General features: G+C 72.7%; 24 protein-coding genes. 17 read left to right on the forward strand and 7 right to left on the reverse strand.

Annotated features, from left to right (window positions below):
• Positions 1 to 122 precede the first annotated feature (122 nt).
• A complete protein-coding gene (locus ACTG9Q_RS28935) occupies positions 123 to 2,411 on the forward strand; it encodes a CBM96 family carbohydrate-binding protein (RefSeq protein WP_455576092.1) in 2,289 nt (762 codons plus the stop codon).
• An 83-nt stretch (positions 2,412 to 2,494) separates the two neighbouring features.
• Here the strand turns inward: ACTG9Q_RS28935 and ACTG9Q_RS28940 are convergent, their stop codons facing one another.
• Both ACTG9Q_RS28940 and ACTG9Q_RS28945 read right to left on the reverse strand, forming a co-directional pair.
• Complete coding sequence (locus ACTG9Q_RS28940) at positions 2,495 to 3,991, reverse strand: extracellular solute-binding protein (protein ID WP_455576093.1); 1,497 nt, start codon at positions 3,989 to 3,991, stop codon at positions 2,495 to 2,497.
• 132 nt (positions 3,992 to 4,123) lie between these two features.
• Entirely contained in the window at positions 4,124 to 4,504 is a 381-nt protein-coding gene (locus ACTG9Q_RS28945; protein ID WP_455576094.1) for a hypothetical protein, read from the reverse strand.
• On the opposite strand from ACTG9Q_RS28945, the gene ACTG9Q_RS28950 reads away from it, so the two are divergent.
• Complete coding sequence (locus ACTG9Q_RS28950) at positions 4,503 to 5,126, forward strand: propanediol/glycerol family dehydratase large subunit (protein ID WP_455576095.1); 624 nt, start codon at positions 4,503 to 4,505, stop codon at positions 5,124 to 5,126. The genes ACTG9Q_RS28945 and ACTG9Q_RS28950 overlap by 2 nt on opposite strands.
• A gap of 167 nt (positions 5,127 to 5,293) precedes the next feature.
• Here the strand turns inward: ACTG9Q_RS28950 and ACTG9Q_RS28955 are convergent, their stop codons facing one another.
• Positions 5,294 to 6,517, reverse strand: a complete 1,224-nt coding sequence (locus tag ACTG9Q_RS28955) for a PP2C family protein-serine/threonine phosphatase (protein WP_455576096.1) — start codon at positions 6,515 to 6,517, stop codon at positions 5,294 to 5,296.
• A gap of 389 nt (positions 6,518 to 6,906) precedes the next feature.
• On the opposite strand from ACTG9Q_RS28955, the gene ACTG9Q_RS28960 reads away from it, so the two are divergent.
• From ACTG9Q_RS28960 to ACTG9Q_RS28975, 4 genes are read left to right on the forward strand one after another with little or no spacing between them, the layout of a single operon-like run.
• Positions 6,907 to 7,137: a hypothetical protein gene (locus tag ACTG9Q_RS28960; RefSeq protein ID WP_455576097.1), complete on the forward strand. Its 231-nt coding sequence runs from the start codon at positions 6,907 to 6,909 to the stop codon at positions 7,135 to 7,137.
• Between the two features lie 12 nt (positions 7,138 to 7,149).
• A complete protein-coding gene (locus ACTG9Q_RS28965) occupies positions 7,150 to 7,326 on the forward strand; it encodes a hypothetical protein (RefSeq protein WP_455576098.1) in 177 nt (58 codons plus the stop codon).
• Complete coding sequence (locus ACTG9Q_RS28970; protein ID WP_455576099.1) at positions 7,323 to 8,102, forward strand: hypothetical protein; 780 nt, start codon at positions 7,323 to 7,325, stop codon at positions 8,100 to 8,102. The genes ACTG9Q_RS28965 and ACTG9Q_RS28970 overlap by 4 nt, the downstream gene beginning before the upstream one ends.
• Positions 8,099 to 9,004 carry an ATP-grasp domain-containing protein gene (locus tag ACTG9Q_RS28975; RefSeq protein ID WP_455576100.1) on the forward strand — a complete coding sequence of 302 codons (906 nt, stop codon included), beginning with the start codon at positions 8,099 to 8,101 and terminating at the stop codon, positions 9,002 to 9,004. The genes ACTG9Q_RS28970 and ACTG9Q_RS28975 overlap by 4 nt, the downstream gene beginning before the upstream one ends.
• A gap of 14 nt (positions 9,005 to 9,018) precedes the next feature.
• On the opposite strand, the gene ACTG9Q_RS28980 is transcribed toward ACTG9Q_RS28975, so the two are convergent.
• The 3 genes from ACTG9Q_RS28980 to ACTG9Q_RS28990 form a co-directional block, all read right to left on the reverse strand.
• Positions 9,019 to 10,044, reverse strand: coding sequence for a TerC family protein (locus tag ACTG9Q_RS28980; protein ID WP_455576101.1), 1,026 nt, complete (start codon positions 10,042 to 10,044; stop codon positions 9,019 to 9,021).
• Positions 10,045 to 10,293: 249 nt separating this feature from the next.
• A complete protein-coding gene (locus tag ACTG9Q_RS28985; protein ID WP_455576102.1) occupies positions 10,294 to 11,301 on the reverse strand; it encodes an alpha/beta hydrolase in 1,008 nt (335 codons plus the stop codon).
• Positions 11,302 to 11,318: 17 nt separating this feature from the next.
• The gene (locus ACTG9Q_RS28990) at positions 11,319 to 12,638 is read right to left on the reverse strand and encodes a cytochrome P450 (RefSeq protein ID WP_455576103.1); all 1,320 of its coding nucleotides are present in this window, start codon (positions 12,636 to 12,638) and stop codon (positions 11,319 to 11,321) included.
• Between the two features lie 173 nt (positions 12,639 to 12,811).
• Between ACTG9Q_RS28990 and ACTG9Q_RS28995 the strand changes: the two genes are divergently transcribed.
• Both ACTG9Q_RS28995 and ACTG9Q_RS29000 read left to right on the forward strand, forming a co-directional pair.
• Complete coding sequence (locus ACTG9Q_RS28995) at positions 12,812 to 13,609, forward strand: SAM-dependent methyltransferase (RefSeq protein WP_455576253.1); 798 nt, start codon at positions 12,812 to 12,814, stop codon at positions 13,607 to 13,609.
• A gap of 111 nt (positions 13,610 to 13,720) precedes the next feature.
• Positions 13,721 to 15,823: a putative bifunctional diguanylate cyclase/phosphodiesterase gene (locus ACTG9Q_RS29000; protein ID WP_455576104.1), complete on the forward strand. Its 2,103-nt coding sequence runs from the start codon at positions 13,721 to 13,723 to the stop codon at positions 15,821 to 15,823.
• Positions 15,824 to 15,992: 169 nt separating this feature from the next.
• On the opposite strand, the gene ACTG9Q_RS29005 is transcribed toward ACTG9Q_RS29000, so the two are convergent.
• Positions 15,993 to 16,424, reverse strand: a complete 432-nt coding sequence (locus ACTG9Q_RS29005; protein WP_455576105.1) for a nitroreductase family deazaflavin-dependent oxidoreductase — start codon at positions 16,422 to 16,424, stop codon at positions 15,993 to 15,995.
• A gap of 211 nt (positions 16,425 to 16,635) precedes the next feature.
• Here ACTG9Q_RS29005 and ACTG9Q_RS29010 point away from each other — a divergent pair, with 211 nt between their 5' ends.
• The 9 genes from ACTG9Q_RS29010 to ACTG9Q_RS29050 are packed head-to-tail and all read left to right on the forward strand — an operon-like array spanning position 16,636 to position 26,518.
• On the forward strand, positions 16,636 to 17,487 hold the full coding sequence (locus ACTG9Q_RS29010) for a hypothetical protein (RefSeq protein ID WP_455576106.1): 852 nt from the start codon (positions 16,636 to 16,638) through the stop codon (positions 17,485 to 17,487).
• Positions 17,484 to 18,425, forward strand: a complete 942-nt coding sequence (locus ACTG9Q_RS29015) for a polysaccharide deacetylase family protein (protein WP_455576107.1) — start codon at positions 17,484 to 17,486, stop codon at positions 18,423 to 18,425. Before ACTG9Q_RS29010 ends, ACTG9Q_RS29015 begins: the two co-directional genes overlap by 4 nt.
• Complete coding sequence (locus tag ACTG9Q_RS29020; RefSeq protein ID WP_455576108.1) at positions 18,422 to 19,636, forward strand: O-antigen ligase family protein; 1,215 nt, start codon at positions 18,422 to 18,424, stop codon at positions 19,634 to 19,636. The genes ACTG9Q_RS29015 and ACTG9Q_RS29020 overlap by 4 nt, the downstream gene beginning before the upstream one ends.
• Positions 19,618 to 20,697, forward strand: a complete 1,080-nt coding sequence (locus ACTG9Q_RS29025) for a glycosyltransferase (RefSeq protein ID WP_455576109.1) — start codon at positions 19,618 to 19,620, stop codon at positions 20,695 to 20,697. The genes ACTG9Q_RS29020 and ACTG9Q_RS29025 overlap by 19 nt, the downstream gene beginning before the upstream one ends.
• Positions 20,694 to 21,548, forward strand: coding sequence for a hypothetical protein (locus tag ACTG9Q_RS29030; protein ID WP_455576110.1), 855 nt, complete (start codon positions 20,694 to 20,696; stop codon positions 21,546 to 21,548). The genes ACTG9Q_RS29025 and ACTG9Q_RS29030 overlap by 4 nt, the downstream gene beginning before the upstream one ends.
• Positions 21,545 to 22,876, forward strand: a complete 1,332-nt coding sequence (locus ACTG9Q_RS29035; RefSeq protein ID WP_455576111.1) for a glycosyltransferase 87 family protein — start codon at positions 21,545 to 21,547, stop codon at positions 22,874 to 22,876. The genes ACTG9Q_RS29030 and ACTG9Q_RS29035 overlap by 4 nt, the downstream gene beginning before the upstream one ends.
• Positions 22,873 to 24,327: an oligosaccharide flippase family protein gene (locus ACTG9Q_RS29040; RefSeq protein WP_455576112.1), complete on the forward strand. Its 1,455-nt coding sequence runs from the start codon at positions 22,873 to 22,875 to the stop codon at positions 24,325 to 24,327. Before ACTG9Q_RS29035 ends, ACTG9Q_RS29040 begins: the two co-directional genes overlap by 4 nt.
• Positions 24,324 to 25,427, forward strand: coding sequence for a glycosyltransferase (locus ACTG9Q_RS29045; protein WP_455576113.1), 1,104 nt, complete (start codon positions 24,324 to 24,326; stop codon positions 25,425 to 25,427). The genes ACTG9Q_RS29040 and ACTG9Q_RS29045 overlap by 4 nt, the downstream gene beginning before the upstream one ends.
• The gene (locus ACTG9Q_RS29050) at positions 25,424 to 26,518 is read left to right on the forward strand and encodes a glycosyltransferase family 4 protein (RefSeq protein WP_455576114.1); all 1,095 of its coding nucleotides are present in this window, start codon (positions 25,424 to 25,426) and stop codon (positions 26,516 to 26,518) included. The genes ACTG9Q_RS29045 and ACTG9Q_RS29050 overlap by 4 nt, the downstream gene beginning before the upstream one ends.
• Positions 26,519 to 26,569: the final 51 nt, after the last annotated feature.

Below are 26,569 nucleotides of genomic sequence, written 5' to 3' on the forward strand. Positions count from 1 at the left end.
GATCGGTTGACCTTCGGTGATTCGCCTGCCCCGGGGTGGCGCTGCTGCCACCATCGGCCCCCCACTGGGTCGGGGCTCACCAAGGGAGACAGATGAGACCTGTGCTGGTTAAGGCTGCCCGCGTGGCGGTCGCCCTGGTGGTGGCCGCCACCGGGGTGGTCGCCGTCGCCGCGCCCGCCCAAGCGGAGCAGCAGCCGTCGTACGCGACGGTGGCGCCTGCTGCGTGGGCGACCACGGATTCTCGGCGCCCGACCGAGACGATCACCACCGGCGACGCCGTCGTCGGCTCCTGGGTCGACGCCCGCGACAAGAAGCACACCGCCAAGTCGTACTTCACCTTCGACTTGACCCAGTTCGCGGGCAAGCGCGTCGTCGGGGCCTCCATCGTGGGGGTCGAGACGCACGTCAACAACTGCGCCAAGCCGCGCTCCACCGAGCTGTGGGTGACCAACCAGACCAGCAATCCCACCTGGACCAACCAGCCAGGGGAGACGACCAAGGTCCCCGGCGGCGTCGGCCATGGCTGCAAGTGGGATTACGTCGAGTGGGACGCGGAGCAAGCCGTGCGGCAGGCGGTCGAGGGCGGGAAGCTGACCGTGGCCCTGCGCATCGCCGAGCAGCACCAGGCCGACCCGTCCTACGGCAGGCGCTACAGCAACGAGCTGCAGCTGTTGGTCCAGTACAACACCGCCCCCGGCACGCCGACCGAGCTCACCGTGTCCGGCAAGCCGTGCGGCGACGTGCCACTTTGGGTGAGCCGGTCCTGGGACGGGACCCGGTTGACCGCTTCTGTCGCCGACCCCGACGAGTCCGGTAACCCCGACGTCCGGTTCGCGTGGTGGCCGCGGGACGCGCCTGACCAGCGCACCGAGGTCGTCGCCACCGCCTACGACGGTTCCCCGGCCGGCATGTCCCTGCCCGACGGGCTCACCGACGGCCGCACCTACGCCTTCGCCGCGCGTGGCGAGGACGGCATGGACACCTCGGCGTGGTCGACGACCTGCCTGTTCACCACCGACTACACCCGGCCCGGCCCGCCCGCGGTCGCCTCGGAGGACTTCCCGGCGGTGACCGACCCCGCGAAGGGCCACCAAGGCGTGCCCGGTGAGTTGACGTTCACCGCGGCGGGTGGCACCGACGTCGTCGCCTACAGCTGGGGCGACGGCTTCGGCGAGGAGACCGTCCCCGCCGAGTCGCCCGGCGGGCCTGCCACGGTCACCTACACCCCGGAGGATTACGGCAGGCACCGGCTGGTCGTGTACGCCGTCGACCGCGCGGGCAACCACTCGGAACCGACCTACTACGAGTTCTACGTCCACGAGACCGAGCCGCACATTTCGACCGAGTACCACCCGGAGGTCGGCTCCCCGGTCGACGTCGTGCTGTCCGCCCGACAGCCGGCCGCGGTGACCTTCACCTACACCGTGGGTGGGGGACCGGAAACCACGGTGCCCGTCGACCCGTCCGGTCCCACGACCGTCACCCTGCCGTCCATCGCGTTCCCGGGCCCGGAGATCAGGGCCTGGACCACCAACGCCGCCGGGCAGCGCTCAGGGGTCTCCTCGACCCAGGTCCACGTCAACGGCGTCGCGCCGGAGATCGAGGTGACCCCGCGTACCCAGGTCGCCGGGCTGCCGGTCGAGCTGTCCGCGCGGGCCACCCAGACCGGGGCCGTCACCCTCACGTACTGGCTGCGGGGCGGCCCGCGCACCACCGTGCCGCTCGGGTCCGACGGCACGCTCCACACCACCTTCACCACCGGCCTGACCGGCCCGCTGACGGTGTACGCGACCACGACCAACGCCGCGGGCGTCGAGTCGGCCCCGGCACAGGACTACTTCTCCTCCGACAGCGGCACGCCGACCGTCACCAGCACCGACTACCCGCAGCACCAGGAGGCGGGCGGCCCCGGCATCCCCGGCTCGTTCACCTTCACCTCGCCCCGCCCCGGCGTCACCGCGTTCCGGTACGCCCTGGGCGACGAAGAGCAGGAGGTCGCCGCGGTCGACGGCACCGCGACGGTGCGGATCACCCCGATGAGCCCGGCGCCGTACTACGTCCGAGTGTGGGGAGTTGGCGCGGAAGGGCTGATCACCGGCGAGAAGCTCTACTACATCACCGTGCGCCCGTGGCGCCCGGAGGTCTCCAGCCCGCAGTTCCCGCCGGGCGGGGCGCCCGCCGTGGGCCCCGGCGAGCAGTTCGAGATCGTGGTGACCCCGACCCTGCCGGGCAGCACCGAGGCCGTCCTCAGGTTCGACTGGGACAACCAGGTCGTGGTCCCGGTGGGCCCCGACGGCAAGGCCCGCCACACCCACACCCAGGGGCAGTGGGGGACGTCGGTCCCCATCACCACCCGAACGGCCACCGGGGCGACCTCGGGTGAGGCGCACGGCTACTTCCCGGTCGACTGAGCCGAACCGGACGTGCCCGGCGGAACGCCATCCGCCGGGCACGTCCGGTTCACGCCGCTGAGTTCGGTTTTCCGCGCTGGCTTCTACCTGCGCAGGATCTCCGCCAGTTCTCGGGCCCAGTCGTCGGTTGGCGGTTCTTGGATGTCGTTGCGGAACCGCTGGCTGAACTCGGTGTAGTGCCGGACCGCCGGGCGTGGTCGGGCGGTCGCCAGCGCGTCGCGGACCTTGTCGAGGTGACCGTCCTTGGCATCGCCCTTGGGGCGGTCGTAGACAGAGCCGCGGGTCGGTGCGAACCCACCGATCTCGGACAGGATCAGCTGGCTCTGCGCGCTGGTCAGGAACTCGATGAGCGCTTGGGCGGCGCGGGGCTTGTCGGTGTGCGCCGACACCGCGAGGTTCTGGCCGCCGAGAACGCTCGGGGTGGGTGGGACGGCGGTCTCGAAGGTGATGCCCGCCTTGTTCAGTTCTTCTTGCCGGTCGGTCAGTTGTTTGTAGGCGACCGCCCAGTTCCGCATGGCGAGCACGCGCCCTTTGAGGAACTGGTCGAGAGCTGCGTCGGAGGTCATGTCCTCGGGCCGAGGGGTACCGGGTACCACGTGGGGGTCGGCAATGGCTTCGTTCAGCGCGTCCAGCCCGGCGAGGTCGGGTTTGTCGAAGCGCACCCGGTTCTCGTCGGTGGTGAGCGAGACGTTGCCGTTCTGGTCGACCACGTTGCCCTCGGCCGCCCAGATGGCCTCCAGCAGGGTGACGGTGCCCATCTCGTCGGACATCTGGATCGCGTTCGCCGCGATGCCCGGCCCGGCCGCCTTCGCCCGTGCCGCCGCGTCCGGGCCGAAGAGGGCGTCCCAGCTCGTTGGCGGCTCAGTGATACCCGCCGCGGAGTCGGTCCTGTAGTAGATCAACCCCACGTCGGTGTTGAGCGGCAGCGCCCAGAGCTTGTCGTGCCGCCTACCGGTGCGCAGCACCTTTTCCACGAAATCGTTCAGGTCCGCGTTGGTCAGCGTGCTCCGATCCAACTCGCGGATGTAGCGGTTGTCGACGAACTGCGCCATCCACACGATGTCGAGCACGTAGATGTCGGCCTGGTGGTCGCCGTCCGGTTTCGCGTCGTTGACCATGCGCTCGTTCTGCTCGTCGGTCTCGCCGTGGGCGGTGACGAACTCGGCCTGGTTGTCCGGGTGGATCTTGTTCCACTGCTCGATGAGCGTTGTCCGCGGATCGTCCTGGCCCACGTCCTTGGCCGACATGATGGAGATCCGGCCGGGTTCCCACCGATCGGAGGAGGGCAGCAGGAGATAGCTGCCCACGCCGAGGACCAGGACCGTGACCATGACGCCGGCGATTCTCAACGGACGGCGCACCGCGTCGACGAACCGCGTCGCCCCGCGGGCGAACGGGCCCGTCCAGCGCCAGAGCTCGGTCACCACCCGGGGCAGCGCGTTGACCAGCACACCGGACAGCACGAGCATCACCGCGGTGGCCGACAGGTGGAAGATCCCGCCGGGCCGCCACCACAGGTCCACGTCCGAGGCCAGGCGCGCGGCCACCGAGGTGACCACGGCGGTCACGACCAGGAACACGATGATCAGCGGAACTCGGTACCCGGGCCGCCGCGGACTCGGCGAGTCAGTCATGTCAACCCCCAGCCGATGATCTTAGAGAGATAACAGCGGCCGGGAGGTATGTCAATCAATCCGGGGAACGACGGGGTTTCAGGCTTGCAGTCGGGTGGCGCTGAGGGCTGGGTGGGGTGTGGGGGCCGGGGTGAAACCGGCCTGTCGCAGTTCGTCGGTGAGGAGCGTGGACGGGGTTGGCCAGATGGTGAAGTCCTCGTGTTCTTCGCGGATGAGGGTGCTCGCGCGGTGGACGCGGTAGGTGAAGCGCAGCTGCTGCGTCTGGTCGTGAGGTGTGGAGGTGACGTGGGCGCTGTAGAGGTCGGGCCCGAGCTGGGTGGAGGGCAGGCTCCAGTGCACCTGTCGTCGGGTGGGGTGCTCCGGTGGCGGGTCGAAGAGCAGGAGGCCGCCGGGGGTGAGGGCTTCGGCGAGTGCTCGCCAGGTGGCTTGGCGGTGTTCGGGGGGCAGGCAGGGGATCATGTTGGCGGCGACGGCGAGGTCGGCGGCATCCTGGTGGCCAGGGGCGCGGCGTGCAGGGCCTGCAGAACGGCTCCATCAGCTGCATCGGCCTGCCGGGCGCCGTCCCGGGGGACTGCGCGCGGTGGTGGCCGAGAACCTGATCGCCACCATGGCCGACCTGGAGTGCTCGGCGGGCAACGACCAGGCGTTCTCCCATTCCAAGATGCGCGCCACCGCCCGGTTCCTGCCGCAGCTGCTGGCCGGGGCGGACCTGGTCTGCGGCGGCTACTCCAGCGTCCCCAACGAGGACAACATGTTCGCCGGGTCCAACCTGGACGTGACCGACTACGACGACTGGAACACCGTCCAGCGCCGAGGGATACGGCCAGTGAGTGCCGACGCGTTGTCGGCGGGTCGATCGCAACCGCGTCCTTGCCCGCCGGGCGCACTGATGCGCGATGCGGCGCATGGGACCGTCGCCGCGGTGGTACCCGTGGAGGAGACCGGAAGCGGGAGGGTGGCCATGCGCATCGGCAACAGCAGGGTGGAGTTCCTGGGGGGCCGGGTCGGGTGCCTGACGATGGTGGTGGTCTCGATCGTCTTGTCGGTGCTGCTGACCGTGTTGTTGAACGTGGTGCTCTGACGGTCACTTCCTGGTGTCGAGAGGCCGACTCCCATTCCCAGGCGGCGATCTCGACGCGGTTGCGGGCGTTCAGCCTGCCTGGACCGCGGCCAGGTGCGTTTGACCCGCTGGTCAGGTCCCTCCCCGCGCTGCCCGGTCCGTGGCCCGCCTGAGCCCGACCGGCGCGGTCAGGGCTGCTCGGGGGTGGGGCTGTGTCGGATGGCCAGCAGGGCGATGTCGTCGTTGGCAGGCTGGTCGCCGACCAGGGTCGCCATGATCCGGGCGCAGGCCGTTTCCGGGGCGGCTGGGGCCACGACCTGGCGGAGTTTCTCCAGCTGGCCGTCCAGGTCCTGCCCGCGGCGCTCCACCAGGCCGTCGGTGAACAGGGCGAGCAGCGCGCCGGGGGGCAGGTCGACGCCCGTGCTCTGCCTGCCCTCGCTGCCCAGGTGGTAGCCGATCGGCGGGTCGAGCGCGACGTCGACGAAAACGGTCTCCCGACCCGGCACGGCGAGCGCGGGCGGCGGGTGGCCCGCCAGGGCGATCTCCATGCGCGAGGTCGCCAGGTCGATGACCGCGTAGGCGACGGTGGCCATGGTGTGGGCCTCGAAGTGGCTGGCCTTGCGGCCGAGCTTGAGGAGCACCTCCGCCGGGTCGGGGAACTCCAGGGCGTAGGCGCGCAGCGCGCTGCGCAGCCGCCCCATGACGATCGCGGCGGGCAGCCCGTTGCCCACCACGTCGCCGATCACCAGGCCGATGCGCTGCTCGGGGAGGGGGAACACGTCGTACCAGTCGCCGCCGACACCGCTGTCGGTGCCGGGGACGTAGCGGGCGGCCATCTCCCACCCGTCCGCGGTGGGCAGGTGCCCTGGCAGGAGGCTGTCCTGCAGCATGGTGGCGGCGGCCCGTTCCGAGCGCGACCGGTGCGCGTGGGTCGCTATCGCCAGCCGGTCGGCCACCAGTTGCAGCAGGTCGGCCTCCTCGTCGGTGAACCGGCGGGGCGTGGTGCTGCCGATGTGCAGCACCCCGGTCAGGCCGCCCTGGGCCACCATCGGGACGCCCAACAGCGTTCGCAGACCCCGTTGCCACAGCAGGGGGTTGATCACAGTGGACTCGTCGACCTGGGCGATTTGCATCGGTTCGCGGCGGTACGCCACCTGCCCGGCGAAGCCGGTGCCCACGGGTACCCGCACGCCCTGGAAGACCTCTTCCTCCAGGCCGGAGGCCGCCCTGGCGACCAGGTGCTCGCCCCCCGGCTCGGCCAGCAGGACCGTGACGGTGTCCACCCCGAACAGATTGCGCACCCGCCACAGCAGCACTTCGAAGACCTTGTCCAGGTCGAGCTCGTGGAGCGTGCTGTCGGTGACGGCCTCCAGCACCCGAAGCCGCGTCTCCAGGCCCTCCGGGTCGCTCATCCGTCAATCCCGTCCATGTCCTGCTCACCTACACCGGGCGGACAGCGCGAGCGCGACGGACGCCTTGTGAGTCGGTGTCACCCTAGCCAGGATACCTGGAGCGACCGCGACGCTCGGTCGAGGCAGTCCCAGATCCCGGGACGCGAGCCCGCCGCGGGCAACCGGCTGGACACGATGTCGTGAGTGCCAGACCAGACCTGTGAGCACAGCTCAATTTCGCCGTGCTGGTCGAATTGGATAAACCCGTGGCTTTGGAAGAATCGGCGAGTGGCGAACCCTGAATGGCTCAGCGGCGTCACTCATCCGGCCCTACGTTGACGCACGTCACCTGGCAGAATGTGTCCCCACAGGTGTCATTGAACTCTCGCAGGCGGGCTCCGGAGGGCGGAATGGCGAAAGAGACCTCGTTCATGGATTTCCCGGTCGAGATCCGCGAACGCGCGATGAGCTACCTCAGCCTGCTGCCCCAAGGCAGGCTCCCGGAAGCGTCCACGTTCGGCACCGAGGGCAGCGAGACGTCCGAGCGTTCCGAGAGCAGCGAGAACAGCGAGAGCAGTGAGAACACCGAGCGCAAGGAAGCGGTGGAGAGACCGGTGGGCCTGCTCCGCGGTCCACGCTGACGGGTCGACGGCATGAGCCCGGCGCTGCCGGTGGACGGCGATCCCGGCGATCCCGGCGATCCCGGCGATTTCGGCGAGGAGGGCCCGTTCATCCCCGCCGAGGCGAGGCCCGCGGTCGTCGAGGACCTCGGCAGGGCCGCCTGGCAGGTCGCTGAGGCCCTGCTCCACCTGGAGAACCCGCCGACATGACGATCCTGGTCATCGCCCCGGACGCCGACGAGACGGCGCGGCGCTTTGCCGAGTTCGCCACCGGGAACGGCGTTGCGACGGTGGTGGCGAACGGGTTCGGCCGGGTCGGGATCACGGTGCGCGCGACCCGCGACCGGGCCTGTCGCACGCGGATCACCCTCGACGGTGTCGAGGTGACCGGGGTCCTGGTCCGCGGGGTGGGGGACTGGGGGCGGGAGCCGGACGCCGAGCGGGCGTTCGCCTCCGCCGAGACCTGCGCCGCCTTCTGGTCGGCCCTCGCCCTGTGGCCGGGGCCGGTCGTCAACCGGCCATCCGCCCAGGGGTTCTTCCCGCGCCTGGACCCCCTGGAGCTCGTCGGGTCCGGTGCCGTCGCCCCGCCGCGCACGGTGATCGTCAACGACGGGTCCGCACCGGGCCACGAGGTGTTCCGCCTCCCCGACTGGACGGAGGTGGACCCCGACGCCCCTCGAAGCAGGTTCGACGTCGTGCAGATCACCGACAGCGATCCGACCCGCGCTCGCCGAGTCCTGGTCGCCGGGTCCGAGGTGTTCGAGGTGAGCGGTACCGGGGAGCGGCTCGGCGCGGACCTGGCCTGCCTGGTGGGGCCCGTGCTCGCCTGGCTCCGGCGCAGCGGGATGGAGTTCGCCGCCTTCACCGTGGAGCGGGAGCGCGGCATCCCCCGGCTGTGCGACGTGTCGTGCTGGCCAGGCCACCACCTCTTCCCGCACGTCGAGGACCAGGTCTACGCGGCGCTGCTGGACAGGCTCCGCCCGTGATCCTCTGCCTTGGCCTCGCCGCCGACCCGACCTTCACCGCCGGGGTGCGGGCGCTGAGGCGGGCGGGCGTCGGGTTCCGGTCGGTCGACCTGCCGTCGCTGGCGATGCGCGGCAGTGTGCGGGTCCCCTTGGAGAGCCCCCGTGACACCGAGCTGTCGCTCTCCGGCGAGAGCCACCGCCTCGGCGACTTCTCGGCCGTCTGGTGCCGCCTCGCCGATGTCTCCGCGGCCGCGCCGACGCCGGAGCTGGCCGCGGCCGCGGCGGGCCAGTCCGAGGCGCTGGCGCGAATCCTGGAGTCGGCCCCCCTCAAGGTGATGAGCCCCCCGCTGCGCGAGGCTTCCGGCTCCACCAAGCTCCTGCACGCGGTCACCCTCGGCGAGGTCGGCGGCTGGCGGATTCCCGAGACCTGTCTCACCTCGGACCCCGAGGAGGCGAAGCGGTTCGTCCGGAGCTGCCGCAACGGCGCGATCTTCAAGGGCGCCAGCGCGTGGAAGACCTGGGCGACGGTCTTCGAGGCCCGGCACGAACCCCGGCTGCCCCGCCTCAGGCGCCTGCCGGTGCTCTTCCAGGAGCGCGTCATCGGCCCCGACGTGCGAATCCACGTGGTCGGCGACCAGTCGTTCGGCGAGCTGATCGACTCGCCTGCGCTCGACTACAGGACTGTCCCCGGCGTCAACACCTACAGCCCGCAGGTTCCGCCCCGGGAAGTCGCCGACGGGTGCGCCCGCCTCACCGAGCACTGCGGAGTGCCCCTCCTGGGCGTGGACTTCAAGATCGAGCGCGCGACGGGGGAGTGGTTCTTCCTGGAGGCCAACTCGATGCCGTGCTTCGAGGGGTACGACGAACGCGCGGGCGGCGCCATCTCCCGTGCGATCGTCGACTGGCTCGGCTCGCCGGTTTGAGGACAGGCCCTGGGTCAGGATGAGCTGGGTTTGTCGCGGTCCTGGCGCCGGGACCTGCCGCGGTGGGCGCGCAGGGAGCCGGGGCGGGCCTTGGCGGTGGGGTCGTTCCGGGTCTTGACCAGGCTGGCGATGGTGACGACGGCCAGCACGGAGACGATGACGACGAGGCTGAGCGGGGTGGGGATCTTCGGGATGCTTTCGCTGATGTCGTCGTGCGCCCAGTGGAGGATGAGCTTGACGCCGATGAACGCCAGGATCAGGGCCAGGCCGGTGGAGAGGTAGACCAGGCGGTCGAGCAGGCCCTTGACGAGGAAGAACAGGGCGCGCAGGCCGAGCAGGGCGAAGGCGTTGGCGGTGAAGACGATGTAGGGCTCGTTGGTGACGCCGAAGACCGCGGGGATGGAGTCGAGGGCGAACAGCAGGTCGATGCTGCCGATGGCGAGCAGGACGATGAACAGCGGGGTGACCACGCGCTTGCCGTCGAGGCGGGTGGAGAGCTTCCCGTCGACGTAGTCGTCGGTGATCGGCAGGATTCGGCGGGCCGACTTGACCACCACGTTGTCCTCGACGTCGGGGTCCTCGTCGCGGTGCCGGAACAGCTGCACCGCTGTGTAGATCAGCAGCAGCCCGAACAGCAGGAACATGAAGGAGAACACCGCGATCAACGTCGCGCCGAGCGCGATGAAGGCCGCGCGCATGATCAGGGCGAGCACGATGCCGAAGGTGAGCACCTTGTGCTGGTGCTCCTCCGGCACGGCGAAGGTGGTCATGATGATGACGAAGACGAACAGGTTGTCGACCGACAGGCTCTTCTCGACGATGTAACCGGCGAAGTACTCGGTGCCGAACTCGCTGCCGTGCCGCAGGGTGAGCCAGGCGCCGAACCCGACCGCCACGAGGATGTAGAACACCGACCACGCCGTGGCCTCGCGGAAGCCGACCCGGTGCGGGCGGAGGGAGGCGATGACCAGGTCGGCGGCGAGCAGGGCGACGATCAGGCCGATCGTGACGGTCCACGTCAGTGCGTTGAGGTCGAGCACCGGGTCCCCCTCCGTCGCGGTCCAGCGGTGTCCGTGGCCATGGTCAGCGGGGCGGGTCCGGGTCGCCGCACCCTGGCGCCTCCCACCCGTCGACTGCCTGGGCGGCGGGCGGCGCTCCCACGGCATCATGCCCCGAACACGCGCGTCCCGCCGGTTCCGCGGCACAGGCGGGACTCCGGCCCCGGACGTGACTGCGCCGGTGAACGGCGACAGGGTCGCCGTTCACCGGCATGTCAGGCAGCCGCGGGATCAGCCGATGCGCTTGGTCCACTCGGCGACCGCCCGGTGGTAGCCCGGCGCGTTCGGGGAGAAGTTGAGCGAGTGGCCGTAGCCCGGGACGACGTAGGTGTGCAGGCGGGCCTCGGGGGCGTAGAAGCGGCCCTCCGACCTCCGCAGCGCCTCGCTGGACGAGCAGTCCGCGCCCAGCGGCGGGCCGCAGAAGTTGCTGTCGCCGCCGCCCATGACGACCATGACCGGCACGGTGATCCGCCGCGACACCGGGATGAGCTGGCTGATTAGCACGGTGCCCAGGGTCTCCGTCAGGGTGACCACGTCCTTTGTGGCCTCGTCGAAGTCGAGGGCGCTCCGCTGCGTCGGGCCGGGGGTGTGGAACGAGGAGTACCGCGACCCCGTGACGGTCGTCAGGTAGCCGGGGTCGATGCCGCGCCCCTTCAGCCCGGGGTCGAGCACGGCCGGGATCAGGGTGGTGAACACGGGCACGGCGCCCGGGAGGTTGATCTGGTGGCTGAGCCCGGTGAGCACCACGCCGTCGACGTCGCGGTACCTGGTCGCCTCGATCGTGGCCACCGCCGAGCCGACCGAGTGGCCGACGAGCACGATCTCGTCGAACCGCGGGCGCATCGACGTGACCACCGCGTGCACGGCCTTGGCCTGTAGGGGCACGGTGAGCAGGATGCTGGCGGGCTTGGAGCTGCGCCCGCTGCCGAGCCGGTCGACGGCGATGGTGGCGATCCCGGCCCTGTTCATGGCCTGCCGGTACGACCGGCTCTCCGGGGCGTCGCCGATGTCCCAGTACGCGCCGTTGTACGTGCCGCCGGGCACCAGCACCTGGAGCGTCGTCGCTCCCTGTGGCACGCACAGCCTGCCGTACATCGTGTGCGCCGTCAGGGCGACCCTGACCGGCACCCGCACGTCCTCGCACGTGATCTGCGCGGCGCCCGCCGTGCCTGGCGTGAGGGATATCCCGGCAATCAGCAGCACGAGGGCGGAGAACCGGCGGAAACGCGACCAACCCACGGAGAACAACCTCCAACTCAGTTTCGGGGAACCGCCGTCATCAGCATCCCGCTGGGGTATGCGGCGGAGGTGAACTTGACGCGCACGGGCCTGCCGGGCGCGGGAACCAGCCGCCACCGCGCCGCGACGGTGGCCACGGCGGTGATGATCTCGGTCTGGGCGAATAGGTTCCCGACGCACTGGCGCGCGCCCGCTCCGAACGGGACGAACGCGCCCTTGGGAATCCTGGCGGCGCGTTCCGGCGACCAGCGGTCGGGGTCGAAGCGGTGCGGGTCCTCGAACGACACCGGATCGTGGTGCAGGGCGTGCGGGCTGAAGATCACCTCGGCGCCTTCGGGCAGCGCCGCCTCGCCCAGCTCCACGGGCGCCAGCGCGCGCCGCATCAGGAACCAGACCGGGTACATCCGCAGCACTTCGGTGACGACCTGGTTGAGGTAGAGCAGCCTGCTCACGTCGGCGAAGGTGGGCGTCCGCCCGCCCAGCACCTCGTCGACCTCGGCGTGGACGCGGCGTTCGACCTCCGGGTGCCGGGCGATCTCGTGGAACGTCCAGGCCAGCGCCAGCGCGGTGGTCTCGATGCCGCCGATGAGCAGCGTCATGACCTCGTCGTGGACCTGCTCGTCGGACATGCTCGCGCCGGTGTCGGAGTCCTGGGCCATCAGCAGCACCGACAGCAGGTCGCCGCGGTCGACGCCGTGCTCCCGCCACCCGCGCACGACGTCGAGGACGATCGCGCGCATGCGGGCGATGGCCTCGTCGAACTCGCGGCTGCCGGGTAAGTGCTTCTCGACGAACGACGGCGACAGCGCGCGGACCATGCCGTGCTTGAGCACGGTGAACACCGACCGGCGCACCTCCTCGATCGCGTGCCTGCCCAGCTCGGTCGAGAACAGCGCCTCGCCCACGATGGTGACGGCGAGCGCCTGGGTGTCCTCCTCGACCACGCGCACCTGGCCGGGGCGCCAGGTGGCGGTCAGGTCGGCGGCCGCCCGCGCCATGGTGTTGGCGTACCCGCTGACGCGCCCGCGGTGGAAGGCGGGCTGCACCATCCGGCGCTGGCGCTGGTGGAAAGCGCCGTCAGAGGTGGCCAGGCCGTTGCCAAAGACCGGGCGGAACCTGTCGAACAATGCTCCCTTTTTGAATAACGCCCCCTTCGTGACCAGCAGCTCGTGCACGAGTCGAGGATTTGTCACAAAATAGGTGGGCATCCTTCCGAGGTCGATCCGGACGATGTCGCCGCAATTCCGCAAGGACGCGGTGAACCTGTGCCGCCGGTGCAGCATCGACACGGTGTGACCAAGCAGGGGAAGGCGACCCGGGGCCACCGGGACGGACATATCCGCTCCTCGCCTAGTTATGGGGATGGATCACAATAGAAGCCGTTCGGGTGAGCACGACAGTGCCTGATCGGGTGATCCCGTGTACTCAGGTGGCCTAACAGGGGCACTCGGACGAGTGGTTAGGATGATGCCCCTATGGAAGGGGTGCAGCAGTGACGCAATCGGAGTGGATTCCCCAGAGCGTCGACGTTTCCGTGCCGAGCATGGCTCGCACCTATGATTTCCTGCTCGGCGGCGCCCACAATTTCGCCGTCGACCGCGAACTGGCGGTGCACGTCGAGCGCATCATGCCCGACGCCCGTTCCGCTGCCCGCGTGAACAGGGCTTTCCTCGGCCGGGCCGTCCGGCACATGATCGGGCAGGGCATCACCCAGTTCCTGGACATCGGCTCCGGCATCCCGACCGTGGCCAACGTGCACGAGGTCGCGCAGGCCGAGGACCCGCGGTGCCGGGTGGTGTACGTGGACAAGGACCCGATCGCGGTGGCGCACAGCGAGCTGATGCTGGCCGACAACGACCGCGCCGCCATCGTGCACGCCGACATGCGCGACCCCGACGCGATCCTGGGCCACCCGGAGACCCGCAGGCTGCTCGACTTCGACCAGCCCGTCGGCCTGCTGGTGCTGATGATGCTGCACTGGCTGCCCGACGAGTCCGACCCGTGGCGGCTGGTGGCGACCTACCGCGACGCGCTGGCACCCGGCAGCCACCTGGCGATCACCCACGTCACCGCCGACCACCAGGACCAGCGCCTGAGCGACGTGACCGAGCTGATCAAGGACAGCCGCAGCGCCGACCAGCTCAACGAGCGCTCGCACGAGCAGGTGCTGGCGCTGTTCAGCGGCTTCGACATGGTCGAGCCGGGCCTGGTCGGGTGCGCGGCGTGGCGGACCACGGGGCCGGGCGACATGTCCGAAACCCCGGAGATGAACATGGTGATCTGCGGTGGTGTCGGCCGGAAGCCATGACCTCGCACAGCCCGTCCCGCGGAGTGCTCGACCGCGCGGCGGGCCCTCCCGGTCGAGCCCGCCTCCCGTCGGCGGGCTTCCGCGCACCTGAGCCACCGCAGGACTGAACCGATGTCGCAGCCATGCCCCGCACCCGGCCCCCGGCCGGACTCCCGCGCGCGGGCACTCCTCGCGCGCAAGTGGGCCTACCTCCTGAGCGGCGCCGCCGCCATCCCACTGCCCAAAGAGGACCTGGAACGGGAACTGGGCGGTCAGCTCGACGCGCTGTGCTCGATCGTGGCCCGCGATCCGTTCGACGCCGCGGCGGTCGAGAGGATCGGCGAGCACGTCGTGGCGACCGGGTACGTCGGCGAGGACGGTCTGCGCCGCACGGTCGAGGTGATCGGCAGGGGGCTCACGGCGCTGCCCGAGTTCCAGCCGGTCGACGCGCACGCGGACCGGATCGCCCGCGCGGTCGGCGCGCTGGCCACCGGCTTCTTCACCGCGAACCGGCGGGCGGTGCTGGAGCAGCAGGAGCGGATGCAGCTGTCGCTACTCAAGGCCGTCCGCGATGCCAAGTGGAACCTGAAGGAGAGCGAGGCGCGGTTCGACGAGGTGGTGACGTCGTCGGCGAGCGGCGTCATGATCGTCGGCCTGGACGGGCGGCTCGTCCGGACCAACGGCGCGGTCGCCGACATCCTCGGCCGCACCGCCGCCGAGCTGACCGGCGCGACGCTGTTCGACCTCGTGCACCCCGACACGGTCCAGATGCTGCGCGAGGCCATGAGCGCGGTGGTCGAGGGCACGCAGGACCGCGTCCGGCAGTCGCAGCGCTTGCTGCGCAAGGACGGTGACATCGCGCGGATCTCGCTGACCGCGTCGCTGGTGGGCGACGCGGGCGACGCGTCGAGCCACTTCGTCGTGGTCGTCGAGGACGGCACCGAGCTGATGCTGCTGCAGAGCGAGCTGAACCGCCAAGCGCTGCACGACGTGCTCACCGGCCTGCCGAACCGCCAGTTCTTCAGCACGCACCTGGAAGGCGTGGTCCGGCGGGCCGACCCGGCGCACGGCGTGACGCTGCTGCACCTCGACCTCGACGCGTTCGGCATGGTGTGCGACAGCCTCGGGCGCCGCGCGGGCGAACGGCTCCTCGTGCACGTGGCGCAGCGGCTGAAGTCCGTGCTGGCGCGGGAGAAGGCGATGGTCGCCCGGTTCGACGGCGACGAGTTCGGCGTCCTCGTGGAGAACACGGCCACCACACCGGGCATCGCCACGATCGCCGCCGCCATCAACCGCGAGCTGGTCGAGCCCGTGTACGTCGACGGGCACGGCCTGGCGTTGTCCGCCTCGATCGGCGTGGTGCGCAGCGTCTCGCGCGACCAGGACCCGACCGAGCTGCTGCGCGCGGCCGACCAGGCGTTGCGCCGGGCCAAGGACAAGCGGCGCGGGCAGTGGGAGGTGTTCGACCCGATCCGCGACGTCATGGATCGCTCGGCGCAGGTGCTGGCCGTCGGCATGCCGGGGGCGTGGGAGCGGGGCGAGATCACCGCCCACTACCGGCCCGTGGTGCGGCTGGCGGATGGTGGCGTGGTGGGAGCGGAGGCGGTGCTGCACTGGGAACGGCCGGAGGAGACCGTCGCGCACGAGCGGTGCGTGGAACTCGCCGAGAAGACGGGCCTCATCCTGCCGCTGGGGGAGTGGCTGCTCAGCACCGCCTGCGGCCAGGTCGGCTGGTGGAAGCAGCGCAACGGCTTCGCCTCCACGCTGACCGTGGCCCTGACCGCGCACCAGGCGTCCGACGCCGACCTCGTGCCCCGGGTGGTGCGGGTCCTGAACAGCACCGGCCTGCGGGCGGACAGCGTGGTCATCGGCATGCCGATGGGCGCGGTGGCGGTGCCCGAGGCGGCGGACAACCTCGGCGTGCTGGGCGAGATGGGTGTGCGGACGGCGCTGGAGGACTTCGCCCTGGGCCCGGACGACCTCGCCGCCGCGGCGGACCTCGGGGTGCACTCGGTCCGCGTGGCCAGGCGCCTGGTGGACCTGCGGACCACGTCCGGCTACGCGGGCGCCCTGCTCTCCGCGCTGCGCGAGACCGTCACCGCCATCACCGTCGACGGCATCACCACCGCGGATCAGCTGGCCTGGTGGCGGGACGCGGGCGCGGACCTGGCCACCGGCCCGCACTTCGGGCCCGCCCAGTCGGCCGCGGACTTCCACCCCCGCCTCACGCCGTAGGCCGCGAACCAGCGCTGCGACACCGGCTTTCCCGCCACGGCAACACAGGCGGGCTCGGCGTTGGCCGCGATGATCGTGGTGAGCAGGCGGTGGCGGCACATCAGGGCAGGGCTTTCAGCGAGGTGACAACGGGTTCGCGCGTTGTCACCTCGCTCGTGGGGCCGTGTCGCTACTTGGGGTCGAGCACGAACACCGGGATCTGCCTGGTGGTCTTCTTCTGGTACTCGGCGTAGGACGGGAAGGCGTCGACGGCCCGCTCCCACCACTCGGCCCGTTCGATGCCCTCGACCTCGCGCGCGACGTAGTCCTTCGCCTCGGCGCCGTCCTGCAGCCGGAACTCGGGGTGCGCCTTGATGTTGTGGTACCAGGTGGGGTGCTCGGCGTCGCCGCCCTTGGACGCCACGACGGCGTAGCTGCCGTTGTGCTCCACCCGCATCACCGGGGTGTAGCGCAGCTTGCCGCTCTTGGCGCCGCGCAGCGTCAGCAGCACGACCGGCATCCCCATGACCTCGACGCCCTCGGTGGTCCCGGCGTCCAGGATCTGCTTCGTCTGGTCCCGCACCCACTCCGAGGGGCTGAACTCTACGGTCTCGTGTGACATGTCCAGGCTCAACGCCGCGGTGTCCCGTTTTATTCCCGTTCTCACCCCTTCGTGTCGGTCATCTCCACTCGATCGGGGAAATCGGTCACGCAGCCGGACATCGGTGGCGATAACCGTTACCACTGCCGTGTTCCGGCACCGGTGTTCCTACACTCTCGCGCCATCCGGCTTCTGTGGTTTGCGGCATCGAGCGCGTCGGGAGGATGTGCGCATGCTCGGCTATCTCGAGCTCGTCGCGTGCACGGTCATGTACGGCGCGGGGATCGTGGCGCAGAGCGCGGCGGCCCGGCGGGCGCCGGGCGGGCCGGGCGCCGACCTCGGCCTGCTCGCCCGGCTGGCCGTCGACCGGCTCTACCTGCTGGGCTTCCTCGGCCAGGTGCTCGGCTTCCTGCTCGCCTTCCACGCGCGGGCCTCGCTGCCGCTCTACGTGGTCCAGGCGGGCGCTTCCGCCGCCGTCGGCGTCGCCGTCGTGCTCGGGGCGGTCCTGTTCGGCTGGCGGACCCGGCCCGCGGAGATCGGCGTCCTGCTCGTGATGGCGGCGGGGCTCGTGCTCCTGGTGGGCGCCTCGACCCCGTCGGTCGCCCGGGACCTGTCGGTGGAGCTCGCCGCCGTGCTGGCCGGGGTTGTCGTCGTGGCCGCCCTGCTGGTCCCGGCCGTGGCGCGGGCGGGCAAGGCCGTGCCCCTCGCCGTGCTCGCGGGCGTGCAGTTCTCCGTCGTGGCGATCACGGCGCGATCGATAGCCGACGGGCCGCTGCACCGGCTCCCGCTGGAACCGCTGGCATGGCTGCTGCTCCTCGCCGCGGTCGCGGGCCAGGCATCGCTGATCTTCGCCTTCCGCCGGGGCACCCCGGCGTCCACAGTGGCCTCGATGGACGCCACCACCGCTGTCCTCGCCGCGGTCGCGGGCCTGACGCTGATGGGCGACCAGATCGCGGGCGGGCGGCAGTGGTGGGTGGCGGCCGGGCTCGTCCTCGTCGTCGCCAGCATCCTGGCGTTCGGCGCGCTGGCCAGGAAGACCGCCCTGAACACGATGTCCACCCCGGCCGTGCGGAGTTCGGTGTGAGTGACCTTCCCCCCGCCAGCGTGTCGCTCGACCTGGACAACCTCTGGGCATACCTGCGCACGCACGGCGACTCGTCGTGGACGCGCCAGCCGAGTTTCCTCGACACCGCGGTGCCGCGGCTGCTCGACCTGTTCGGCGAGCACGCGGTGACCACGACCGTCTTCGTCGTCGGCGCCGACGTCGAACGCGAGGACGGGGCGAAAGCGGTGGCCGGGTTCGCCGCCGCCGGGCACGAGATCGCCAACCACTCCTACCGGCACGAGCCGTGGCTGCACGGCTACACCCGCACCCGGCTGGAGGAGGAGCTGGCCAGGACCGAGGAGGCGATCACGGCCGCGGGCGCGCCCCGGCCGACCGGCTTCCGCGGTCCCGGCTTCGGGGTGTCGCGGCCGCTGCTGGAACTGCTCATCGAGCGCGGCTACACCTACGACGCGAGCACCCTGCCCACCTGGGTCGGCCCCCTCGCCCGCGCCTACCACGACCGGGGCAAGCGCTCGCGCACGGAACTGTTCGGCGGCGTCGGCGCGGTGCGCGCGCCCCTGCGCCCGTACTTCTGGGGCGACAGCGACCTCGTCGAGCTGCCGGTCACCACGATGCCGCTGCTGCGCACGCCCATCCACGGTTCCTACCTGCTGTGGCTGGACACGATCTCGCCCTGCGTGGCCCGCGCGTACTTCAGCACCGCGCTGCGCCTCTGCCGCGCTTTCGGCGTCGAACCGTCGCTGCTGCTGCACCCGACCGACGTGCTCGACCGCGCCGAGGCCCCCGGCATGGACTTCTTCCCCGGCATGGCGGTCCCGGGAGCCCGCAAGGCGGCCCTGATCGGCTGGGCGCTCAGGGCCCTGCGCCGCGACCACGAGGTGGTCAACACCGGGGAGCACGTGCGCCGGACCCAGGCGAGCGGACGGCGGCACACCCGCGACCTCGACCGGGCATGACCGATCCGTCCACTCACGACCCCGGCGGCACGCTCCTGAGAGTCTGGGCGTGCCTCACGGTCGCGTCGGCGCCGGTCGAGGGCTACCTGACGGCCGTGCACCCCCACCTGGCCAAGGCGCCCGCGCTCATCCTCGGGATCACCTGGACCGTCGTCCGGGCAGGGCAGCGCCGACCGCCGACACCGCACCCGCTGCACGTGGTGCTCGCGCTGCTGGCCGTCGTCCTGCTCATGACCTCCGCGGCGCACGCGGGCGAGCCGTTCACCGCGCAGTACCTGGTGCGGTGGCTGCCGTTCCTCGCCGTGACCGTGGTCATCGCCGACCTGGCCGCCCGCGAGGTCCCCCTGCGGGACCTGCTCGCCGCGGCGGTGGGCGGCGCGGTGATCGCGGCCGTCGGCGGGCTGGTCGGCATGGTCGAGCAGGGGTGGACGCGGGCGAGCGGCCCCCTGGAAGACCCGAACGACCTGGCCTACTTCCTGGTCGCCGCGCTGCCCCTGGTGATCACGCTGCTGCCCGGGGCGACACCGTCGCGGGGCAGGCGCCTGCTGGTCGGCCTGGCCGCGGGCGTCCTCGTCCTGGGCACCGTCGCGACGCTCTCGCGCGGCGGCGCCCTGGCGCTGGGCGCGGCGGTGCTCTGGCTGCTGCTGCGGCGGGTGCTCCGGGTCCGGGTGCTCGCGGGCGCGGTGCTGGCCTGCGGGGTCCTCGTCGCGGGGCTCGCCATGGACGAGCGCGCCATCGAGGCGCTGCGGGAGAAGGCGTTCATCGCCGGGACCAATGTGGACACCCGCGAGCTGCGGTGGGCGGCGGCGGGCCGGATGCTCGCCGACAGCCCGGTGCTCGGGGTCGGGCCGGGCGGCTTCCGCGGCGCGTACGCGGCCACCTCGCACAACGCGGAGCTGGACGAGCAGGTCCCCGTCGCGCACGAGATGTACCTGGAAGTCGGGGCCGAGTTGGGCGTGGTGGGGCTGGCGCTGTTCCTCGTGCTGATCGGGCTGACCGCCGTGCTGAGCGAACGGGTCCTCCGCGCGGGCGGTGACCGCCGCCTCGTTGTCGCGGTGCAGGCGAGCCTGCTGGCGGTCCTGGTCGCCTCGACGTTCCTGTCCCAGCAGTACTACCTGCCGCTGTGGTTCCTGGCCGCGCTGGTCTGCGCCGCCGACCTGCGTGTCCGGAGTGGACGGAAAGGGGAGGGCCCGTGCGTGTCCTTCAGGTGATCAGCGAGATGGGCACCGGCGGCGCCGAGGCGCTGGTGGTGGAGATGGCCCGCCGCGGCGGCGACTTCGGCTGGACGTCGGCGGTCGCCAGCGCGGGCGGGCACCGCGCCGCCCTGCTGCGCGCCGACGGCGTGCCGACCTACGACGTCCCGGCCGCGCGGCGCAGCGCGGCCGGGGTGGCGACGGCGACGGTGAGGGCGAGGTCGGCGCTGCGGCGGTTCCGGCCGGACGTCGTCGTGGCGCACAACGTGTCCGCGACCGCGGTGGCCCGGCTGGCCGCGGGCCTGACCCGCCGCCCCCGCGTGGTCACCGTCTTCCACGGCGTCGCCGAGGCGGAGTACGCCAAGGCGGCGCGGCTGCTGTCGCTGATGTCGGACCGGCTCGTCGCGGTGGCGGGCACGACCGCGGACCGCCTGCGCGCCGCCGGGGCGGGCGAGGTGCTGGTCATCCCCAACGGGATCACGCCGGTCGAGTCCTCGGGCGACGGCGAGAAGGCACGGGCGGCGCTGGGCCTGCCCGCCGACGTCCCGGTGGCGCTGTGCCTGGCGCGGCTCGAACCGCAGAAGCGGCACGACGTCCTGCTCGACGCGTGGGCACGCGTCGGCGGCGGCGCCGTGCTGCTGCTGGCCGGTGACGGCAGCCTGCGCGCCGAGCTGGAGGGCCGGTGCGCGGCGCTCGGCCTGGCCGACCGCGTCCGCTTCCTCGGCGACCGGACCGACGTCGCCGCCCTGCTGGCCGCCGCGGACCTGACCGTGCTCGCCAGCGACTGGGAGGGCATGCCGATCGCGGTGCTGGAATCCCTGGCCGCCGCCCGCCCGGTCGTGGCGACCGATGTGGACGGTCTCAGGGAGGTCATCGGCCACGGCGGGGGCACCCTGGTGCCCCGGCGGGACCCGGCGGCACTCGCCGCCGCCCTGGACGCGCTGCTGTCCGACGCGGGGGCCCGCTCGGCGGCCGCCGCCGCGGGACTGGCGCACGTGCGGGCCGAGCACGACCCCCACACGCTGATGAAGCGCTACGACCAGCTGCTGCGCGCCGAGCTGACGGGCGAGCGCCGATGATCCGGGCGAGCGCGGTCGTCGCCTTCATCGTCGGGGTGATGACGCTGGTGCTGGTCGGCGTGCGGCCGCCGGTCTACCAGGCCCGCGTCGGCCTGGTCGCGACGGCGGCGCCCGAGGGGGTGTCGGCCGCGCAGTTCGGCGAGGTGGTCTCGCTGACCCTGCCCGCGCTCGCCGAACTCGCGCGCAGCCCCTCGGTGCTGGCCGCGACGGCGGAGAAGGTCGCGGGCGCCCCGCGGGCGGACGAGCTGGCCGGGTGGATCTCGGTGGAGCTGGTGCCCGCCTCGGGGGTGGCCAGGCTCTCCGTGCGCGCCTCGTCCCCGGAGCTGGCGGGCGGGCTGGTTTCCGCGCTGGTCACGACCCTGCGGGAAAGCGACCTGCTCAGCCCGGTCGGCACCCTGCGACCGCTCGACACCAGGCCCGACACCGTGCGGCTGGCGCCGGACTGGCCGCTGGCCATCGGGTTCGCCATCGCCGCCGCCGTGGCCGCCGCGGTGGCGACGGCGACCGGCTGGCGGCTGACCCGGTCCCGGCCGGAGACCGCGGCGGGTGAGGCGCTGGCGTCGGCGGGCGTGCGGGCGGCCGTCCTGCGCGACGGCGACCCCGGTCTGCTCGGGCGGCTCGCCGTGCTGGCGGCGGCGGCCGCGCGGGAGGTCCGCGTCGTCGCCGTGCACCCCGACCTCACCGAGCGGGCGGAGTCCCTCGCCGTGGAACTGGACAAGGAAGGCGTGGGCGACACGACGGCGGGCGTCGGGATCGTGGCGGTGAGCAGGCGGGGCGAGCCCCGGGAGCTGACCGAGGCGGCGGGCGTCCTGCCCGCGACGGCCAAGCTGATCGCGGTGGTGCTGGCATGACGACCCGCCCGCGCCCACTGCGCACCGGGCACGTGGTGGCGGCGGTGGTCGCCGTGCTCGGCCTGGCCGGCGCCTGGCACGCGCTCCAGCCCGCTCTCGGCGTGCCACTGCCGACGGAGGCGAACCAGCCGGAAGAGCGCATGCAGGACTTCCGGGACGCGCTGTACTACCCGATCCGCGAGTTCCTGGCAGGCGGAATCCCGTACGACCCGGCGGCGATGTTCGCCAACTGGCCGGTGCGCCAGGACTTCAACCTCTACCAGCCCTACCACCTGGTCCTGCACCTGCCGTTCGCGCTACCCGGCTACCGGGTGGGCGCCATCGCGTTCGCGGCGGCCTCGCTGGCCCTGCTGGTGGCGCTGGCCGCCATGGCGGGCCGGGAAGTGCGGGTCCGGGTCCCGGGCTCCGCGGTGGTCGCGACGGTGGTGCTCGCGGCCCTGCTGGTGATAAGTCAGGTCGGCAAGGCCCAGCTGTTCGTCGGCCAGGTGAACCCCCTGGTCGCGGTCGGGGCTGCGGCGGCGGTGGCGCTGCGGGTGCGCAACCCGCGCTGGGCGGCCGTGGCGCTCGCGGTGGCCTGGCTCAAACCGCAGTTCGGGCTGCCCCTGGCCGTCCTGCTGGCGGCCCGCGGTTCGCGCGGGGTGGCGCTGCGGGGGACGGCGATCGCGGCGGCGGCGAGCCTGCCGGTGGTCGTCCTGCTGGTGGTGAGGGCGGGCGGGGTCGGGGCGTTCCTCGACATCGTGGCCGCCAACCTCACCCACGCCCGCGGGACCGACTACGGGGCGGTCGACTCCATGACGGCGCAGCGGGTCGACGTCGCCGCCGTGTTCTACCGGGTCACCGGCTGGCTGCCGCCCGCGGCCGAACTGGCCGCCGTGCTCGCCGTCCTCACCGTCACCGCGCTGCTCGCGCGTCGCCTGGACCGCGGCGGCGATCCGGACCGGGCTGATTCGGCCAAGGTTGATTCGGGCCGGCTTGATTCGGACAGGGCCGCGCTCGGCGACCTGCTCGTGCTGGTGGGTGTGGTGGTCGCCGTGGTCCACCAGCCCGGTGACGTGCTGATCGCCTTCCCGGCGATGGCCGCCGCGGCGGCGGTGTGGTGGCGCAACCGGCGTGAGCCGACGGGGCGACCACTGGGGCGGCTACTGGGATGGGCACTGCTCGCGCTCTCCGTCCCGTACGCCCACTTGTACTTTGTGGACAGAGCGGTGGCCGGTCTGCTCGGGGAGCGCTGGGCGGTCACCGTCGACGGGGTGGCCGTCGTCGTGTGCTGGGTCCTGCTCGCCGTGCTCGCCAGGCGCGAGACGGCCTCCGCGGTGGCGCGTTCGTGAGCGGGCTGGCGACCGCGGCGACGCGGGGCTCGGTGTGGCTCGCCGTGGTGAACCTGGTGAGCAAGGGCTGCCAGGCGGTGGTCACGCTGGTGCTCGCCGCGCTGTTCACCGAGGCCGAGTTGGGTGTCGTCGCCCTCGTCGTGGCCGTGGTCAACGTCGGCCAGGTCGTCCAGGCGATGGGTGTCTACGACGTGATCAGCCGGACGGCGCGCGATCCCCGGCGGATGGCGGGCACGGTGCTCGTGCTCAGCGTGGGCGTGGGCGTGGGCATGACCGCGGTGGTCGTGGTCTTCGCCCCGGCGATCGCCGCGCTGCTCGGCGTGCCGTCGGCCGCGTCGCTGCTGCGGCTCGCCGCGCTCAGCCTCCCGTTCACGGCGGTGGGCGGCGTGCAGATGGGCCTGATGCACCGTGACCTCGACTTCCGCAGGCGGCTGGTGCCGGACGCGGGCAGCGCGCTGTTCGGGGCCGCGGTGACGGTTGTGGCCGCGGCGGCGGGTGTCGGTCCTGCCGCGCTGGTGCTGGGGCTGCTGTGCACCGCGGTGGCCCAGCCGCTGCTGGGTGTGTGCGTCGGGACGCGGGTGCGCCCGTGCTGGGACCGGACGGCGGTGGGGGAGGCGACGCGGTGGATCGCGGTCGTCGGTCCGGCCGCGGTGATCGGCACGCTGCTGGTCGTGGTGGGCTACCCGGTGATCGGGCACGTCCTCGGGCCGGACGCCGCCGGGATCTACGCGCTGGCCTACCGGATCGCCTGGATGCCCTACATCATGGCCGCGGTCGTGCTCGGCGCGGTCGCGTTCCCGGTCTTCACCAGGATGCTGCGGGACGGCCAGGGCGAGCGCCTGCCCGCGGTGGTCGCGCGGTTCACCCGGGTGACCGCCCTGGTCGCCGGGGGCGCGTACGTCGGGGCAGCCGTGCTCGCCGACCGCGTGGTGCTGCTCGGCCAGCGCTGGGCGCCCGCGGCGGGGGTGCTCGTCCTGCTGTGCGGCTACGGACTGGCCCTGAGCCTGAACCACATCTGGTGCGAGGCCATCCGGGCGACCGGGCACACCGGCCGGTTCCTGGCGCTGCAGGCGGCGCACCTCGGTGTCCTGGCCGTCGCCCTGCTGGCGCTGACCCCGCACGGTGTCACCGCGGCGGCGGGCGGGCAGGCGGCCGTCGGCGCGGTGATGGTCGTGCTCACCTGGTGCACGCTGGCCGGGCTCGGCCTCGCGCCGGGCGCCCGCGAGACGCTCGGGCTGGTGGCCGGTGTCGGCGTCGTGCTCGTCGGGTCCGCCCTGCCGGTGCTCGCGCTGGACCGGTTCGGGTTCCTGGGCCATCCGCGCTCGTTGTGGGGCGCGGGCGCCGCCGCGGCCGTGTTCCTGGTGTGCCTGGCGGCGGCGACCGCGCTCATCCACCGTCCCCTGCTGACCGAGCTGCGGCGGGCCCTCGCCGGGATCGGAGCGCCTCGATGAGGGTCGTGCACGTCTCCCAGCCCGTCGAGGCGGGGGTGGCGGCGGTGGTGCTGGCGCTGGTGGACGACCAGCGCGCCCGCGGCTGGCAGGTGGACGTCGTGTGCCCCGGCCGGGGGCTTTTGGCCGAGCGGGCCATGGCGGCGGGTGTCGGCGTGCACCCCTGGGAGGCGACCAGGGAACCGGGCGTGCGGTCGCTGCCTGAGACCGTGCGCCTGGCCAGGGTGCTGCGGCGGCTGTCGCCCGACGTCATCCACCTGCACAGCTCCAAGGCGGGCCTCGCGGGGCGGCTGGCGGTGCGCGGGCGCACGGCGACGATCTTCCAGCCGCACCTGTGGTCCTTCCAGTCGGTCGACGGGCTCGCCGGGCGGCTCTGCCGCGGCTGGGAGCGGATCGCCGCCCGGTGGACGCACCACCTGGTGTGCGTCAGCGAGGACGAGCTGGTCGACGGCCGCGCCGCCGGGGTCGCCGCGCCCGCGGAGGTGGTGTGCAACGGCGTGGACACGAGCGTCTTCCGCCCCGCCGACCCGCGCGCGGCACGCCGCCGTCTCGGCCTGCCGACCGACGTCCCCCTCGCCGTGTGCGTGGGCAGGCTCGCCCCGCTCAAGGGGCAGGACCAACTGCTGCGGGCGTGGCCCTCCGTCCTGGCCGAGCTGCCCCGGGCGCACCTCGTCCTGGTCGGCGACGGCCCGATGGGCGCGCTCTGGCGGGCGGACCCGGTCGCGGGCGCGGCGTCGGTGACCTGGCGCGGCCACTCGGCCTCCACAATGGACTACTACGCCGCCGCGGACGTGGTGGTGCTGCCCTCGCGGGCCGAGGGGATGGCGCTGGTGCCGCTGGAGGCGATGGCCTGCGGCAGGCCCGTCGTCGCGTTCGACGTCGGCGGGGTCCGCCAGAGCGTCGGCGACGCGGGCGCGGTCGTGCCCCCGGGCGACCTCGACGCGCTCGCGGCCGCCATCACCGCCCGCCTGTCCGCCCCCGGCCTCGCCGCGCGCGAAGGGCTGCGGGCCCGCAGGCGCGCGGTCGACCTGTTCGACACCAGGCGGGTGGGCGAGCAGATCGCCACGCTCGTCGACAAACTTCACGGCGAAGGACGAGCATGAGGATCGCCTACCTCCTCACCCAGGACCGCGGCGGACCGGTCGACGTCACCCTCCGGCTCGCCGAGGCGCTGCTCGGCACCGGTGAGGCCGACATCCGCGTCTACGGCCCCGAGCCCGCCCGGCCCCGGCCCGCCCTGGCCGGTCGCCACGAGGTGGTGGCGGTGCCCGCCAAGTCCGACGTCCAGGCCGCGCGCCGGATGCGGGCCGCGGTGCGGGCGTGGCGACCCGACGTCGTCCACGCCCAGGACCGCCGCGCTGGGCTGGTGAGCGTCGGTCTCGGCAGCGTCGTGCACACCTACCACGGCGTGCCCGACGACGTCGCCGAGCCGTGGTTCCGCGGCGCCCGAGACGCGAAAGCGCCGTCGGCCTACACCAGGACCGTGCTCGCCGCCGACGCCCTGGTCGCCCGGTCGATCCGCCGCACGGTCGTCCCGGCGGCGTCGATGGGCCGGTTCCTGCGCACCCGGCTGCGCGTTCCCGCCCACAAGGTGACGCACGTGGACAACTGCGTCGACCTGCCTGCCGCCCGGCCGCCCGCGGGGCCGGTGCGCGACCTCATGTTCGTCGGCCTCCTGGTGGAGCGCAAAGGGATTCTGAACCTGCTGGCCGCCCTGGCCGAGCCCGGCGTGCTTCCCCCCGGCGCGACGCTGACCATCGTCGGCGACGGGCCGCAGCGGCCCGCGGCGGAACGGCTGGCGGCACAGCCCTCGCTCGCAGGCCGCGTGCGGCTCCTGGGCTTCCGCCCCGACGCGGCGACCCTGCTCCTGACCGCCGACGCGCTGGTGCTGCCCTCGTCGATGGAGCAGCAGCCGCTGGTGGTCATGGAGGCGATGGCCGCGGGCAAGCCGGTGCTCGCCACCGACACCGGCGGGGTGGCCGACCTGCTCGACGTCCCCGGCGCCCGCCGCCACCTCGCCGCGCCCGGCGACCACGCCGGGCTGGTCGCCGGACTGCGCGCGCTGTTCGCCGACCCCGACCCGGCCGCCACCGGCGCCGCGCTCGCCCGCCACGCCCACGAGCGGTTCGGCCCGGCGGCGTGCGCGGCGCGGCACCTCGACCTGTACCGAGCCCTGCTCAGGTCCCCGGCTTGATCAGGTCCCAGCTTGGTCAGGACAGCGGCTTGATCAGGACCCGGGCTTGTC

It is taken from the genome of Actinokineospora lacus (assembly GCF_053813445.1).

Bases quoted from the DNA above. Each gene is read 5' to 3' on its own strand.
- ACTG9Q_RS28970 (WP_455576099.1), top strand. From the start codon at position 7,323: ATGACGATCCTGGTCATCGCCCCGGACGCCGACGAGACGGCGCGGCGC.
- ACTG9Q_RS29045 (WP_455576113.1), top strand. From the start codon at position 24,324: ATGAGGGTCGTGCACGTCTCCCAGCCCGTCGAGGCGGGGGTGGCGGCG.
- ACTG9Q_RS29010 (WP_455576106.1), top strand. From the start codon at position 16,636: ATGCTCGGCTATCTCGAGCTCGTCGCGTGCACGGTCATGTACGGCGCG.
- ACTG9Q_RS28965 (WP_455576098.1), top strand. From the start codon at position 7,150: ATGAGCCCGGCGCTGCCGGTGGACGGCGATCCCGGCGATCCCGGCGAT.
- ACTG9Q_RS29030 (WP_455576110.1), top strand. From the start codon at position 20,694: ATGATCCGGGCGAGCGCGGTCGTCGCCTTCATCGTCGGGGTGATGACG.
- ACTG9Q_RS29000 (WP_455576104.1), top strand. From the start codon at position 13,721: ATGTCGCAGCCATGCCCCGCACCCGGCCCCCGGCCGGACTCCCGCGCG.
- ACTG9Q_RS28945 (WP_455576094.1), bottom strand. From the start codon at position 4,504: ATGATCCCCTGCCTGCCCCCCGAACACCGCCAAGCCACCTGGCGAGCA.
- ACTG9Q_RS28960 (WP_455576097.1), top strand. From the start codon at position 6,907: ATGGCGAAAGAGACCTCGTTCATGGATTTCCCGGTCGAGATCCGCGAA.
- ACTG9Q_RS28990 (WP_455576103.1), bottom strand. From the start codon at position 12,638: ATGTCCGTCCCGGTGGCCCCGGGTCGCCTTCCCCTGCTTGGTCACACC.
- ACTG9Q_RS28955 (WP_455576096.1), bottom strand. From the start codon at position 6,517: ATGAGCGACCCGGAGGGCCTGGAGACGCGGCTTCGGGTGCTGGAGGCC.
- ACTG9Q_RS29050 (WP_455576114.1), top strand. From the start codon at position 25,424: ATGAGGATCGCCTACCTCCTCACCCAGGACCGCGGCGGACCGGTCGAC.
- ACTG9Q_RS29035 (WP_455576111.1), top strand. From the start codon at position 21,545: ATGACGACCCGCCCGCGCCCACTGCGCACCGGGCACGTGGTGGCGGCG.
- ACTG9Q_RS29005 (WP_455576105.1), bottom strand. From the start codon at position 16,424: ATGTCACACGAGACCGTAGAGTTCAGCCCCTCGGAGTGGGTGCGGGAC.
- ACTG9Q_RS28950 (WP_455576095.1), top strand. From the start codon at position 4,503: ATGTTGGCGGCGACGGCGAGGTCGGCGGCATCCTGGTGGCCAGGGGCG.
- ACTG9Q_RS29020 (WP_455576108.1), top strand. From the start codon at position 18,422: ATGACCGATCCGTCCACTCACGACCCCGGCGGCACGCTCCTGAGAGTC.